The following is a 15,085-nucleotide window of genomic DNA, read 5'->3' on the forward strand; positions in this document are numbered from 1 at the left end:
AAATAAATGTGTTTTGAACATTTAATTCAAACGATTGAGTTACTTCGAAATCGTTTAAGATTTTATAAAAATGCATTTAACATGACTAACTAACACAAAATAATAACCTAACCAAAACAAAAGCATTTATGAAACAAGCACTTTTAAAAAGATGTAGTTTTCTATTGTTTGCACTGATGACTGTGATGAGTTATGCTCAAAACTCTAGTCAGGTGACAGTAACAGGAACTGTGACTGATAACGTATCAGGTTTACTGCCAGGAGTAAACGTAACAGAGAAATCTACAAAGAATACGGTTACGACAGATTTTAACGGGCAATATCAAATTAAAGTAAAACCAAATGCTACTTTAGTTTTTTCTTTTATTGGAATGAGAAAACAAGAAGTGCCAATTGGAACCCGTACTAATGTGAATGTTAAATTAACAGAAGATTCAAACGAGTTACAGAATATAGTAGTAGTAGGATACGGTGCTCAGAAAAAAGAGAAACTTACCGGAGCAATTGCTACAATTAATGCATCAGACATTCAGGAACTTCCGGTTTCAAACCTGTCTGAAGCTTTAAGAGGTCAGGTACCTGGTTTGAGTGTTATCGATGGAGGAGGCCGTCCTGGTGATCAGTCATCATTAGAAATTCGTCAGACTTATGGTTTCTCAAAAGACGGAAGTACAAAAACACCTTTAATTATTATTGATGACATGATTCAGGTTGATCCTGCAACTGGTAAACCATCTTTGGATGCGTTCAACAGATTAGATCCGTCGGAGATAGAAAGCATGACCGTTTTAAAAGATGCTTCTGCAGCTATCTACGGTTCTCGTGCCTCTCAGGGAGCAATCGTAGTTAAAACGAAAAGAGGAAAAAGCGGAGTTCCAACGTTCTCTTATTTTAGTCAGTTTGCAGTGAATGACGCTGTGAGCCACAGTAAGACAATGTCTGCGTATGATTTCGGAGTTTTTTCTAACCGATTTTTTAAAGGCTCAAATAATATAGGTACCAATGGACAAAATCTTTTCTCTGACTCAGAATTAGAACAGATGAAAGATCTTAATTACGACTGGCTTAAAGAAGCATGGAGACCTGCTATTCAGCAAAAGCATACATTAAGTGTAAGTGGTGGTACAGAAAAAGCAACGTATTTTGCAGGTATTAACTACTTTACACAGGGAGCTAACTTAGGAAAACAAGATTACAATAAATGGAATTTCCGTACAGGTATGACAGCGAAGATTACTAACTCATTAGATTTTTCTGCTGCAGTGTCCGGTAATTCAGGAGATATCGAAAAGTCATTTACAAAAGCTTCAGCAAATATCAACGATAGCAGTTATGCATCGGCATCGGGTGGAGAACAGGCAGATTATGGATTTTTACTTCATATGCCTAAATACATTCCCTGGGAAACTACAGTAGGAGGGCAGCAGTATTATATGTCTCCGTTTGCCCGTACAGACCGTAATTTAGGATCTGCAAATGCAAACAATACCATTGCAGGATGGAACTATTTTGCAGCTATGAACAGTGGTTCTAAACAAACTACAAACGATTTTTCATACAATGTAAATATGTCCTTAAATTATAAAGTTCCTTTCATAAAAGGATTATCTCTTAAAGGAACTTATTCAAGAACTCAGAGTTCTGTAAGTACAGAGCAGGTTCAGTTACCATTTGATTTGGCGAGAATCAGAAATTATGAAACTCAGGATAACCACCTTGCCAGTGCAGCTGATCCAACTGTATATAATCTTACAACCAATCCAGATGGTGATTATTTAATTGAAACAAATGCCAGAAACTCAAGAGTATATTATGACTCGTATTTTTCTAAATCTATGCAGGCCAACTTCTTTGCGGATTATAACAGAACATTTGATAATCATGAGATAGGAGCGATGTTTTCGGTTGAGCGTTCTGAGTCAGAGTACAAAAGTACACGTTTAGCTTTCGAAAATACAGGTAAAGATTATGCGGGATCTTATCAGACAGCCGGTACTTTAAGTACTAACTCAACAGCTTTAAAAGGAGAACAGGGAACTCTTTCTTATTTAGGACGTGTGAACTATAGTTATAAATCAAGATATATGCTTCAGTTCATTTTCAGAAGTGATGCCTCTACAAAATTTGCACCTGAAAACTATTGGGGATTCTTCCCTTCAGTTCAGGCAGGATGGATTGTATCTAAAGAGAAATGGTTTGCAAACAACGTATCATGGGTAGATTTCTTTAAAATTCGTTATTCTATTGGTAAAACGGGTAATGATAATATCAATGCCTGGAGATGGATGAAACTATATGATGTTATTGCAGACAAAGGGTTTCAGTTTGGCGACAACGGAGGAACATTAGGAGGTGCAGTGACACCTAGAGTAGAACCAAATAGAAATGTAGGCTGGGATACTACAATCAAAAACAACTTAGGTTTTGATTTGACGTTATTAAAAAACAGATTGTCATTAACAACGGATTTTTATTATGACAGATCGAAGGAGATGCTGACAGGTATGGCCGGAGTTGTGGGAGTTCCAATTTCTGTAGGAGGAGGTTTCGCCGAAGAAAATTACGCTGCTGTTGATTCCTGGGGAGCAGAGTTCGCTGTAAACTGGAAAGACAATATCAATAAAAATTTTAGTTATAACGTGGGGATCAACTTTGGACTTTCTGATAATGAAGTTAAAAAATTCCCGGAACCAGCTTTATTACATCCATCTAACAATTTAACGGAAGCAGGTCGTTCTATGTTTTTCCCGCAATGGGGATTCAGAACCTGGAAAGGAACTTCAACAGGAGATGGTATTTTACGTACAGATGATGATGTTGCCAACTACTGGTCTTATTTAACAGAACGTGCAACTGCTGCTGGTGTTTCACCAAACTATATGGGTATTTCAAATGTAGCCAATATGAGAAAAGGGATGTTAGCTTATGAAGATGTAGGTGGACAATTTAACAGCACAGATGGTACTCAGGCAGGGCCAAACGGACAGATTACTAAAAATGAGGATTACGTAAAACTAGTGAACAGAAACAGAACTTATGGTTTTACTACGAACTTAGGAGGAAGATTTAAATCATTCTTCTTTAAAACACAAATCGCTACATCATGGGGAGGATACCGTGCAATTGATGTGGTAAAACAAGGAACATCATCATCACATAATATGTGGGCACGTGAGACATTCTGGAATGACATGTACGCAGATGATAATGTAGACGGAAGATATCCTAATATGGCTAACCAGGAATATATTGCTGTTCCTTCTGATTTCTGGCAGTTAGATACTTTCCGTTGTACCGTAAGAAATTTAACTTTAGGATTTGATATGCCAAAAGAAATTTTAAAGAGCATTAATATCGCTAAGTGGTCAGTTGGGGTAACCGGAAATAACCTTTGGGATTTATACAATCCTTATCCAAACCATTACCGTAATATGTATGATAGTTCGTCAGAAAATTATCCTACGCTTAGAACCTGGGCTTTTACTTTAAACATTACATTCTAATCTTAATTTAAAGAATAAAATGATACTAAAAATCAATAAAAAATATATAGCTATAGCACTTTTTGCAGTGCTGAGTACTTCCTGCAGTGATAGCTTTTTGGAAGAAAAGAAAAATTACGGAAGTGTTGACGATTCATTTTACGAAAGCCAGGAACGTGCAAACTGGTATGTAAATAATGTTTATTACGATTATTATTCTGCTTTTAAATCGCCTGGACAAAGTCTTGTTGGCTCTTTTACAGATGTATATTCTAAAATGACAGAAGAAATCGGGGGAATACAGCCTCTTATTAATCCTAATATTACGTATGTAAATGCTGCCGATGCATCAGGATACTATGGAGGTAAACTTGAAGATAAAATTAACAACGTGCCTTATAACAGAATTAGAGATTGTAATTCTTTTATCAGAGATGTTGATGTAAAAGGTGCCAGTCTTGATAAAACATTCCGTGATCGCGCTAAAGGACAATTATACTATCTAAGAGCCGTTCAGTATTTTGATTTAATGCGTGTTTATGGAGGTGTACCAATTGTAACAGAAGTTCAGACTCCAAATTCTGAAGATGAATCGATAAAACTGCCACGAGCTACAGTAGCAGAAGTTGTGGAGCAGATTGTGAAAGATTTAGATATGGCAGCCAGTTTACTGCCTAGCAACTGGCCGGGAGAATATGGCCGAGTTACCAAAGGAGCTGCTCTTGCTGTAAAATCAAGAGTATTATTAACGTATGCAAGTCCATTATTTAATAAAAGCTGGGATAGTTCTAACGAACGTTGGAATGCAGCACTTCAGGCAGGTTTAGCGGCCGAAACAGAATTATCTGGTGCAGGATACGGATTGTATGGAAACTCAGCAAAAGACTGGCAGAACATGTTCACAATTTCTGCTAATGCTGGTTTTTGCTCTGAAGCCATTACGACGCAGCTTTTAACTTCAAAGAATACAAATCTTGATATGAACAACTCCTGGGAAAAAGGTATTCGTTTACTCAGCCAGGGTGGAACAGGAGCAATGGAAGCTCCAAAAGAAATGATTGATTTATTTCCTATGGATAATGGAGCAAGACCAACTACTGCAAATGGATATGATCCTTTTCTATTCTTCCTGAAACGTGACCCAAGATTTTACAGAACCTTTGCCTTCTCCGGAGTAAGATGGGAATATAAAGAAAATGCAAAACCAGTGGTATGGGCTTATCGTTGGTTAGATAATGCTAATAAACCTTACTATAGTGATTCAAATAATGAAACAAGTCCGGCATTAGTTAGAAAAATGACCGATGTTACAGCATCGAATACCAGCAGTTTTCAGTATTCCGGAAATGATATTTTAGAATATCGTTATGCTGAATTATTACTAAACATTGCAGAATGTTATGCCGCTTTAGGTCAGTCAGGTAATACTATTGCTTATTTAGGAAAAATAAGAAAACGTGTTGGAATTGCTTCCGCAAATAATTATGGAATAGGAACTTTATCTGATAAATATGCAGCTATCGAAGCCGTTTTATATGAAAGAAGAGTAGAGTTAGCGTACGAAGGAAAACGTTTTTGGGATGTTCAAAGATGGATGTTATATGATAATGAAACACTTCCTGGTACTACAGGAGGTACTGTAAGTAAATTACGTTTAACTCCTATTAATGGTACACAGCGTACGGGGAATTATTTACAATATAAAAATGTCGCCACATCTGCAGATCCATTAGCAACAGATCGTGCCAGTATTTCGGCAGATCCGGATGCTTCAAATTTCAATACACAATTAGCAGCACTGGCAACGTTTTATACTAATAATTTTATACTGGTAGCTCCGCCAACACCAATGGATAACGTTAACAACGTAGCAGTAAAAATCAAATTTAATCCAAACTATTATATTCAGGGGCTGCAAAATACTGTCTTAGCACAAAATCCATGGTTAAAACAAACTATCGGATGGAAAGATGCTTCTGGAGGTGATGGAGATTACAACTATCAACAATAAATTACATAAATAAAGAGATCTGCTTTTAAGATGTTTTTATTAAAAAATAAATAGAATTACGACAAATATCACCTGTACTCTGCTCAGATTACAGGTGATTTGTTTAAAAAGAATTACCACAATTAGAAATTAACATGAAAAATTCCGCATTATTTATCGCGTCATCGCTGCTTTTTTTGGGAAGCGCAAAGTGTTTTGCCCAATATCCGAAGATAAGCCCAGAAGTACAGGCTCAGGAAAAAGCTATTAAAGAAGAAGCTCAAAGACTTTCTGATGAAGCCTGGACAAAAGCTTTAGTAGTTATTGAAGAAGAAGCAAAACATGGAAAACCATATATTCCGTGGGCAGCAAGACCAACAGATTTACCTCAGGCAGAAATTCCTGCTTTCCCAGGTGCTGAAGGTGGAGGAATGTACACTTTTGGAGGCCGTGGAGGAAAAGTCTACACAGTAACAAGTTTAGAAGACCGTGGGCCAGGAACTTTACGTGAAGCTTGCGAGCAAGGGGGAGCGAGAATAGTGGTATTTAATGTTGCTGGAATTATTAGACTTAAAAGTCCGTTGATTATTCGTGCGCCTTACATTACAATCGCAGGACAGACTGCTCCTGGTGATGGTGTTTGTATTGCAGGAGAATCAACTTGGATTGATACGCACGATGTAATTATTAGACACGTACGTTTCCGTCGTGGAGAAACTTTCGTAGGTCGTCGTGATGATGCTATTGGAGGAAATCCTGTTGGAAATATTATGATTGACCACGTTTCTGCAACTTGGGGACTAGACGAAAATATGTCAATTTACAGACATATGTATAATCCTGGACCAGGTTACCCAGACATTAAAGTGGGAACGGTAAATATTACCATCCAAAACAGTTTATTTGGAGAAGCTTTAGATACTTATAACCATGCTTTCGGAAGTACTTTGGGTGGTGAAAACTGTTCTTTCATGAGAAATATGTGGGCTAATAATGCAGGAAGAAACCCTTCTATAGGTTGGAACGGAATTTTCAATTTTGTGAATAACGTAGTCTTCAACTGGTACAACAGATCTACAGATGGTGGCGATTATACTGCGAACTACAATATCATTAATAACTTCTACAAACCAGGTCCTGTAACCGATTTAACACAACCAATCAGTTATAGAATTTTAAAACCAGAATCTGGAAGAAGTAAATTACCTTATATGGTTTTTGGTAGAGCTTATGTAAATGGAAACGTTGTTAATGGAAATGAAAAAGTAACTAAAGACAACTGGGATGGCGGAATTCAGTTAGAAAATAAAAAAGGAGAATTAATGACTTACGATGAGGCAAAAGAATATTTTGCTAAAATGAAAGCTGTGAAACCTTTCCCAATGCCATGGTTCAATAAATTTATGACTGCTGAAGAGTCTTATGAATTTGTACTTAAAAATGTTGGAGCAACTCTTCCAATTAGAGATAAAGTGGACGAAAGAATTGTTAGAACCGTAAGAACTGGAGTTCCAGAATACGCAAAAGGATTAGAGAAAAAGACTTTCTATCAATTTGAGCACAGACGTTTACCTATGGATTCTTATAAAAAAGGAATCATCACCGATATATCTCAAGTTGGCGGATATCCAGAATACAAAGGAAAACCTTATGTAGATACAGACAAAGACGGAATGCCAGATGCATGGGAGAAAAAATACGGTTTAAACCCGAACGACCCATCTGATGCACAAGGAGATTTAAACGGAGACGGATATACCAATATCGAAGATTACATCAACGGTGTAAATCCTGCGATAAAAGTGGATTGGAAAGATTTGGCTAATAACAAAGAAACATTAGTTAGACCTTTATTAGATTTAAAATAAGGAACAGTTTTTGAAAACATTCCTGTTTCTTGGTAAACAGGAATGTTTTTAAAAAAGAGCCTGAAAGGCTCAAAGCCCTAACATAGGACAACGTCCTATGTATAAAAAAAAGCCCTGAAAGGGCGAAAGCAATTAATAAAATATGGACAAAGGCTTGCGCCCTTTCAGGGCTTTGCTATATGATTTGTAATTCATAGGATTTTATCCTATGGTGTTGCTTAAAGGCCGTTGGCCTTATGATTGAGTTAAAAAAATAACTAAAAAAAGAAAGACAATGGCACTAAATAAAATAAATGTTGGCTTATTATCGTTGGTTTTTGCATTTTCAACTTTAAGTGCACAACAGCATTTGGATCCTGAATATATTAAGGTTACAAATGAAAGAGCTGCAAAAATCGTTACCAAATTAGATTTGAAAAACGAAGCAAAAGAAAAAGCAGTTTCTAATATCATCGCTCAGCAATTCAGAGATTTAACTGAAATTCAGGATGGAAGAGATGCTGAAATCAAAAAAGTAAAAGAAGACAGTTCTTTAGCTAAAGAAAAGCAAAACGAAAAGATTGATAAACTGAAAGCTAAAGCAGACGAATCAATTGCCAAACTGCACAAATCGTATATCAAAAAATTAGGTAAAGAATTGTCAGAAGATAAAATTACTGAAGTTAAAGACGGAATGACTTATGGAGTGCTTCCAATTACAGTGGCAGGTTACAATGACATGCTTCCAAATTTAACTGCAGAACAAAAAGATTATATTTATAAAGCTTTGGTTGAAGCCAGAGAACATGCAATGGATGCTGGTTCATCTAAAGAAAAACATGGCTGGTTTGGTAAATACAAAGGAAGAATCAACAACTATTTATCAAAACAAGGTTACGATTTGAATAAAGAAAGTGCTGACTGGCACAAACGTATTGAGGAAAGAGAAAAGAATAAAGCAAAAGATTCAACTGCAAAAGAATAATCTCTTAAAAAAACTAACTACTATTAACTACACCACACAATTAAATGCAAAATATTTTCCCAAACCGTACTTTTAAAAGAACATTTATGACTTTGTCATTTTGTTCGCTTATGTCATCGGCTTATGCCCAATATCCTGTAATTCCAAAAGATGTTCAAGCAAAAGCAGATGCGATTTTAGCTGATGAAGAAAAAAGACTGAGCGAAATCTGGAATACTAATCTTCACGTAATCAAAGAAGAAGCAAAACAAGGAAAACCTTATTTACCTTGGGCTTCTTATCCAAAAGATTTTGTTTTGGCAGAAATTCCTGCTTTTCCGGGTGCTGAAGGAGGAGGTGCTTACACACAAGGCGGACGTGGCGGAAAAATATTTGTAGTGACAAGTTTAGAAGATAGTGGTAAAGGAACTTTCCGCGAAGCTTGTGAAGCAGTGGGAGCAAGAACAATCGTTTTTAATGTTTCAGGAATCATTCAACTGAAAAAAAGAATCAGCATGCGTGCGCCTTACGTAACCATTGCTGGACAAACTGCTCCTGGTGATGGAATTTGTATAGCGGGAGAAACTTTAGAAATTGACACGCACGATGTTATTATCAGACATATGCGTTTCCGTCGTGGAGCTACAGATGTTACGCGAAGAGATGATGCATTAGGAGGAAATCCGATGGGAAATATCATTGTAGATCACTGTTCTGTGAGCTGGGGATTGGACGAAAATATTTCTTTGTACAGACATCAATTTGCAGCTAATGAAAAATCAAAGTTGGAAAAATTACCAGCTTGTAATATCACGATTCAAAACACTATCTCATCAGAAGGTTTAGATACTTACAATCATGCTTTCGGAAGTACAATCGGCGGATTGAATAGTACTTTTATGCGCAACTTATGGGCAGACAACATTTCCAGAAATGCTTCTATCGGAATGTATGGCGACTTTAATTTTGTGAATAACGTAGTATTCAATTGGTGGAATCGTACGCTGGACGGCGGTGATTATCGTTCAATGTTGAACATCATCAACAACTATTTTAAACCAGGACCAATTACACCGCAAAACGAGCCAATTTCATATAGAATCGTAAAACCGGAATCGGGTTATATTGAACCAAAACAATATGGAAGAGCTTACGTTTCAGGAAACTTTATTGTAGGTTCACCAGAAGTTACAGCAGATAATTGGAATGGCGGAGTACAATTGGAAAATCTTCCTGAAGCTGAAACAAAAGAATTTTTAGCAGCAATCAAACAGCCAAAACCTTTTTCAATGCCAAAATTTAATATCATGTCGGCAGAAGAAGCTTATGAGTTTGTTTTAGCAAATGTAGGAGCAACGTTACCAAAAAGAGATGCCGTTGACGAAAGAATCATCAAACAAGTTCGTACAGGAAAAATCGAAGTAAAAGACGGTTTAGAAAATTCAATTGGAAAAGAATATATCAAAAGAAGATTACCTGCCGATTCTTATAAAAAAGGAATTATAACGCATCCTGACCAAGTTGGCGGATATCCAACATACAAAGGAAAAGCTTATAAAGATTCAGATAATGACGGAATTCCTGATGCTTGGGAGAAAAAATATGGTTTAAATCCAAATGATCCTTCAGATGCCAATAAAGATTCAAACGGAGACGGATATACAAATATCGAAAAATATTTTAACGGAATCGATCCAAACAATAAAGTTGATTGGACGAAAATCGAAAATAATACAGATACTTTAGCGAAGCTGAAATCATTGTTGCAATAAGAGTTTGAAAATAGAGTAAAGAATATAGAAAATAGACATTTGAAAAAAATGATTTAGCTTTGAAGGAATCTATATTCTTTACTCTATTTTCTATATTCTAAACACTTCTAAAAAATATTAAGGTGAATTTTACCCATTTAAAAAATAGAATCTCCCTTCCAAAAGATAAAATGATTTTGTCTGGTTTGATGTTACTTTTAAGTCTAAACATCACAGCCCAAAACAATTTCCCAGACATCCTTAAAACAAAAGAAGGCAAACTTTCTTTCACAACAGATAGTCAAGGAAACCAAATCCCTGATTTTTCTTTTGCAGGATACAGAAATTCTGAAGTTACGCTTCCGAATCTGGAGAACAAGATTTTTGTTTCCCAACAAGAAGAAGATGCGACTCAAAAAATCCAAAATGCAATTGATTATGTAAGCGCATTAAAACCAGATAAATCAGGTTTTCGTGGAGCAGTTTTGTTGGATAAAGGAATTTTCAAAATCAGCGGAACTTTATACATCAGAAAATCGGGAGTTGTTTTAAGAGGAAGCGGAAATGCTGAAAACGGAACCGTTCTTTTAGGAACCGGATTAGAAAGAGAAGCTTTAATTAGAATTTTGGGTGAAAATGATAAAGTGTACAAAGATTCATTTGAATTTGCGAATGCTTATACACCACTTGGAACTCAGAAAATCCAATTAAAAAATACAGCAAAATTAAAAGTTGGAGACGAAATTGAAATCAGCAAACCTTTAACGGATAATTTCATTAAAGAAGTAAACATGCAGGATTTCGGTGGAGAAACTTCTTGGATTGGATGGAAAAAAGGAGATTGGACTACAACTTGGAATCGTGTTGTAACCAAAATAAACGGAAACGAAGTAACGGTAAACGCACCAATAACAATGTCATTAGACGATGTTTTCGGAATTTCAAAAGTAACGGCTTATTCATGGGCAGGAAGAATTGAGCATATCGGAATAGAAAACATCTTAATAAAATCAACTTACAATCCTTCAAATTTAAAAGACGAAGAACACCGTTGGCAGGCAATCAGTATTGAAAACACTAGAAATGCTTGGGTAAAACAAGTGAATTTCAAACACTTTGCTGGCGGAGCCGTTACGGTTTTAAAAACAAGTCAGCAAGTTACGGTTGAAGATTGTATTGCAACTGAACCGATTTCAGAAATTGCTTCATTCAGAAGACATACTTTTTATACCGAAGGTCAGCAGACACTTTTCCAACGCTGCTATTCAGAGTTTGGATATCATGATTTCGCTGTGGGCGGATTTGGAACAACAGGTCCAAATGCTTTCGTACAATGCGAATCACATTTACCATTTGAAAACAGTGGAGCAATTGGAAGCTGGGCAACAGGAGTTTTATTTGATATTGCCAATATCGATGGAAAACCTTTAAGTTATAACAACAGAGAACAAGGCGGAAGAGGCGCAGGATGGACAGCAGCGAATTCTGTAATCTGGGAATCATCGGCATCAAAAGTAGAATGTTACAGTCCCCCAACAGCACAAAACTGGGCTTTTGGAGTTTGGGGACAATTTGGAGGAAACGGACATTGGAAAAACGTAAACGAACATATCAGTCCAAGAAGTTTATTCTACACACAACTAGAAGCCAGATTAGGAAAACTTCCGGTTCAGGCTTTTATTTATGATTTAGGTTCAGAAGCTTCTTCAAGTCCGAGTGTAGAAGTGGCTGAAGAATTGACTAAAAACTCAGCGACAACAGCAAAAAGTCTACAGGAGTTAATTGCAGAAGCTTCAAAAGCAAATCCGATAAATACAGATAGTAAAGGCCTAAAAAATGCAAATGATTTAAAAGTTGTTTCAAATAAAACAGAAAAATCAACGTCAAAAGTAATCACAGAAAATGGTTGGTTAACTTTTGAAGGAAAAGTAATTGCAGGAAAACAAACCAATGTAGCATGGTGGAGAGGCGATTTAACCGATGATTTCGTAAACAAATCTACGCCACACATCACTCGTTTTGTACCTGGAAGAACAGGAAATGGATTGACGGATAAAGTACAGGAAACGGTAGATTATTTGACTAAAAACAATATCGTTGCTTTAGAACACAATTACGGTTTATGGTACGACAGAAGAATGGACGATCACGAACGCGTTCGCAGAGTCGATGACGATGTTTGGCCTCCGTTTTATGAACAGCCTTTCGCCAGAAGCGGAAAAGATTTCGCTTGGGATCATTTGAGTAAATACGATTTAACAAAATTCAACGATTGGTATTGGAGCCGTTTAGCGCAGTTTGCCACATTAGCAGAACCAAACGGACAACTGTTAATCAATCAGCAATATTTCCAGCATAATATTTTAGAAGCAGGAGCGCACTGGGCAAGCTCCCCTTGGCGTTCTGCAAACAATATCAACAGCACAGGTTTTCCTGAACCACCGCCTTACGCAGGAGACAAACGTATTTTCATGGCAGAGCAGTTTTACGATATTACGAATGCTCAAAGAAGAAAATTACACGAAGGTTTCATCCGAAAATCATTTGAGAACTTTCAGGAAAACAGCAACGTAATTCAGCTTACAAGTGCAGAATACACAGGGCCATTACACTTTATGGAATTTTGGTTAGACCAAGCTCAAAAATGGAAAGACGAAACTGGCAAAAAAGGCTTAATCGGTTTAAGTGCTACCAAAGACGTTCAGGATGCTATTTTAAATGATGCTAAAAGAAATGAAACCGTTGATGTAATTGACATTCGTTATTGGTATTACAAAGAAGACGGTTCAGCTTATGCCCCGCAAGGAGGTGTAAATTTGGCACCAAGACAGCACGCCAGAAAACTAAAAACCGGAAAAGAAACCGACAATCAAGTATATCGTGCCGTTCGTGAATACAGAGAAAAATACCCTGAAAAAGTGGTATTATATTCGACAGATGGTTCTTCAAGATTTGGATGGCCGGCTTTGATGGCAGGAGCCTCATTGCCAAACATTCCGAAAATCGAATTGCCTCAGTTTTATGCCGCTTTAAGCGAAATGAAATTAGTTGACGGAAATACATTTTCAGAAAATCTTTGGAAATTGGAAAACAAAGGAAAAAGCTATCTTTTCTATTTGAAAAACGATCAAGATATCACAATCGATTTAGCAAACGAAAAAGGAACATTTGAAGTCTTTGCAATAAATGCTGCAACAGGAAATATAACGAAAAAAAACAACATCAGCGGAGGAAAACAAGTAACCATTCCACAAGCTGAAATCAAAGAAAAAGTGCTTTTTGTAGTGAAGAAATAAAAAGTTTTGATAGCCACGAATTCACGAATTAATCGGAAAGAATTAATTCTGCTTAATTGCTCAAATCTGTGAGAGAAAAATTTCACGCAGATTAAAAAAAGATTTAAGCAGATTTAGCAGATTTTTTAAATTTTAATCTGCGTAAATCTGCCAAAATCTGTAGAATCTGCGTGAAATAAAAGCACAAAGATTATAAAAAAATAATTCGTGAATTCGTGGCTAAAAAAAACAAAAAACATAAATTCAAAAACAAACCAAAATGAATCTGAAAATTAAATCTTTATACGCTCTTAGTATAAGCTTTATGTTTACAGCACAAAGCGGATTTTCGCAATCTGCCAAAACAAAAGCGCCTCTGCCTGAAATCAAAGTATCTAAAAATCAGCATTATTTTGTTACCGAAAACGAAAAACCATTTTTCTGGCTTGGTGACACAGGCTGGCTGGCATTCGGAAAACTGGACAGAGCAGGAATTGAGAAATATTTCAAAGACAGGAAAGACAAAGGATTTAATGTAGTTCAGGTAATGGTTTTACATAACATCAATGCCGTTAACGTGTATGGCGATCCGGCTTTAATAAATGAAGACGTTTCTAAACCACTGATTACGGCAGGAAATGATTTCAAAGACGCAAAACAATATGATTATTGGGATCACGTAGATTACACTTTAGACGTAGCTCAGAAAAACGGAATTTATGTTGCAATGGTTCCAGTTTGGGGAACCAACGTTTCCAAAGGAAATAAAGTAAGTAAAGAACAAGCAATAGTTTATGCTGATTTCTTGGCTAAAAGATATAAAAACAGAACCAACGTAATCTGGTTAAACGGTGGTGACACACACGGAAACGAATTTCAGGACATCTGGAATGCCATCGGAAATACTTTAAAAACGAACAATCCAAATCAGTTAGTGACTTTTCACCCTTTTGGAAGAACCGATTCTTCAGATGATTATCATAATGCAAAATGGTTGGATTTCAATATGTTCCAGTCAGGACACAGAAGATACGATCAGGATTCGGTAAAAACGAATTTCAAAGAAGACAATTACAAATTCGTTTTAAGAGATTTCGAATTAAAACCAACAAAACCGACACTTGACGGAGAGCCATCTTATGAAGGAATTCCGCACGGTTTGCACGACACACTCCAGCCGAAATGGACAGCTAGCGACGTTCGCCGTTACGGATATTGGTCGGTTTTATCAGGTGGAGCAGGTTACACATACGGACATAATGCCGTAATGCAAATGTTCAGAAAAGGCGATAAACCGGCTTACGGAAACAAAGAATTATGGACATCAGCCATCAATGCACCGGGGGCAAAACAGATGGTTTACATTAAGAAATTAATGGAAGAAGTACCATTTTTAGAAGGAGTCCCAGATGTTTCTTTAGTAGTAAACCAAGGCGAAAAATACGATTATATTCCTGCCATAAGAGGAGAAAAATATGCTTTGCTTTACACCTACAATGGAAGAATAATAGAAGTAAAACTAGGAAAAATTTCAGGAGATAAATTCGAAGCAACTTGGTACAATCCGAGAAATGGAAAGAAAACTAAAATCGGAGTATTTGATAACAAAGGAACTCAGAATTTTCAACCCGCTGGTAAAAAAGAAGATGGTAATGACTGGGTTTTGATTTTGAAGTCAAAGTAACCACACAGTTTTGTCATTTCTGCAATGACAAAAAATGCGAATAATAAAACTCTCGCAGATTTTGCAGATCAAGCAGATAAAAAATCCTTTTA

The 15,085-nt window shown here is 36.5% G+C and carries 7 protein-coding genes; all 7 read left to right on the forward strand.

Annotation, left to right across the window (positions count from 1 at the left end; genetic code table 11):
* Positions 1 to 128: 128 nt before the first annotated feature.
* The 7 genes from ACODST_RS11945 (at position 129) to ACODST_RS11975 (ending at position 14,993) form a co-directional block, all read left to right on the forward strand.
* Positions 129 to 3,503 carry a SusC/RagA family TonB-linked outer membrane protein gene (locus tag ACODST_RS11945; protein WP_488932330.1) on the forward strand — a complete coding sequence of 1,125 codons (3,375 nt, stop codon included), beginning with the start codon at positions 129 to 131 and terminating at the stop codon, positions 3,501 to 3,503.
* Positions 3,504 to 3,522: 19 nt separating this feature from the next.
* Positions 3,523 to 5,493 (forward strand): RagB/SusD family nutrient uptake outer membrane protein, encoded by a 1,971-nt coding sequence (locus tag ACODST_RS11950; protein WP_488932331.1) that lies wholly within the window; start codon positions 3,523 to 3,525, stop codon positions 5,491 to 5,493.
* Positions 5,494 to 5,627: 134 nt separating this feature from the next.
* On the forward strand, positions 5,628 to 7,340 hold the full coding sequence (locus ACODST_RS11955; protein WP_488932332.1) for a polysaccharide lyase: 1,713 nt from the start codon (positions 5,628 to 5,630) through the stop codon (positions 7,338 to 7,340).
* Positions 7,341 to 7,614: 274 nt separating this feature from the next.
* Complete coding sequence (locus tag ACODST_RS11960; RefSeq protein WP_488932333.1) at positions 7,615 to 8,304, forward strand: DUF3826 domain-containing protein; 690 nt, start codon at positions 7,615 to 7,617, stop codon at positions 8,302 to 8,304.
* Positions 8,305 to 8,348: 44 nt separating this feature from the next.
* Positions 8,349 to 10,055: a polysaccharide lyase gene (locus tag ACODST_RS11965; RefSeq protein WP_488932334.1), complete on the forward strand. Its 1,707-nt coding sequence runs from the start codon at positions 8,349 to 8,351 to the stop codon at positions 10,053 to 10,055.
* 122 nt (positions 10,056 to 10,177) lie between these two features.
* Positions 10,178 to 13,330: a DUF6298 domain-containing protein gene (locus ACODST_RS11970; protein ID WP_488932335.1), complete on the forward strand. Its 3,153-nt coding sequence runs from the start codon at positions 10,178 to 10,180 to the stop codon at positions 13,328 to 13,330.
* 259 nt (positions 13,331 to 13,589) lie between these two features.
* Positions 13,590 to 14,993 carry a glycoside hydrolase family 140 protein gene (locus tag ACODST_RS11975; protein WP_488932336.1) on the forward strand — a complete coding sequence of 468 codons (1,404 nt, stop codon included), beginning with the start codon at positions 13,590 to 13,592 and terminating at the stop codon, positions 14,991 to 14,993.
* Positions 14,994 to 15,085 lie beyond the last annotated feature (92 nt).

It is taken from the genome of Flavobacterium sp. FG19, assembly GCF_057809475.1.

Bases quoted from the DNA above. Each gene is read 5' to 3' on its own strand.
- ACODST_RS11960 (WP_488932333.1), top strand. From the start codon at position 7,615: ATGGCACTAAATAAAATAAATGTTGGCTTATTATCGTTGGTTTTTGCA.
- ACODST_RS11945 (WP_488932330.1), top strand. From the start codon at position 129: ATGAAACAAGCACTTTTAAAAAGATGTAGTTTTCTATTGTTTGCACTG.
- ACODST_RS11975 (WP_488932336.1), top strand. From the start codon at position 13,590: ATGAATCTGAAAATTAAATCTTTATACGCTCTTAGTATAAGCTTTATG.
- ACODST_RS11965 (WP_488932334.1), top strand. From the start codon at position 8,349: ATGCAAAATATTTTCCCAAACCGTACTTTTAAAAGAACATTTATGACT.
- ACODST_RS11955 (WP_488932332.1), top strand. From the start codon at position 5,628: ATGAAAAATTCCGCATTATTTATCGCGTCATCGCTGCTTTTTTTGGGA.
- ACODST_RS11950 (WP_488932331.1), top strand. From the start codon at position 3,523: ATGATACTAAAAATCAATAAAAAATATATAGCTATAGCACTTTTTGCA.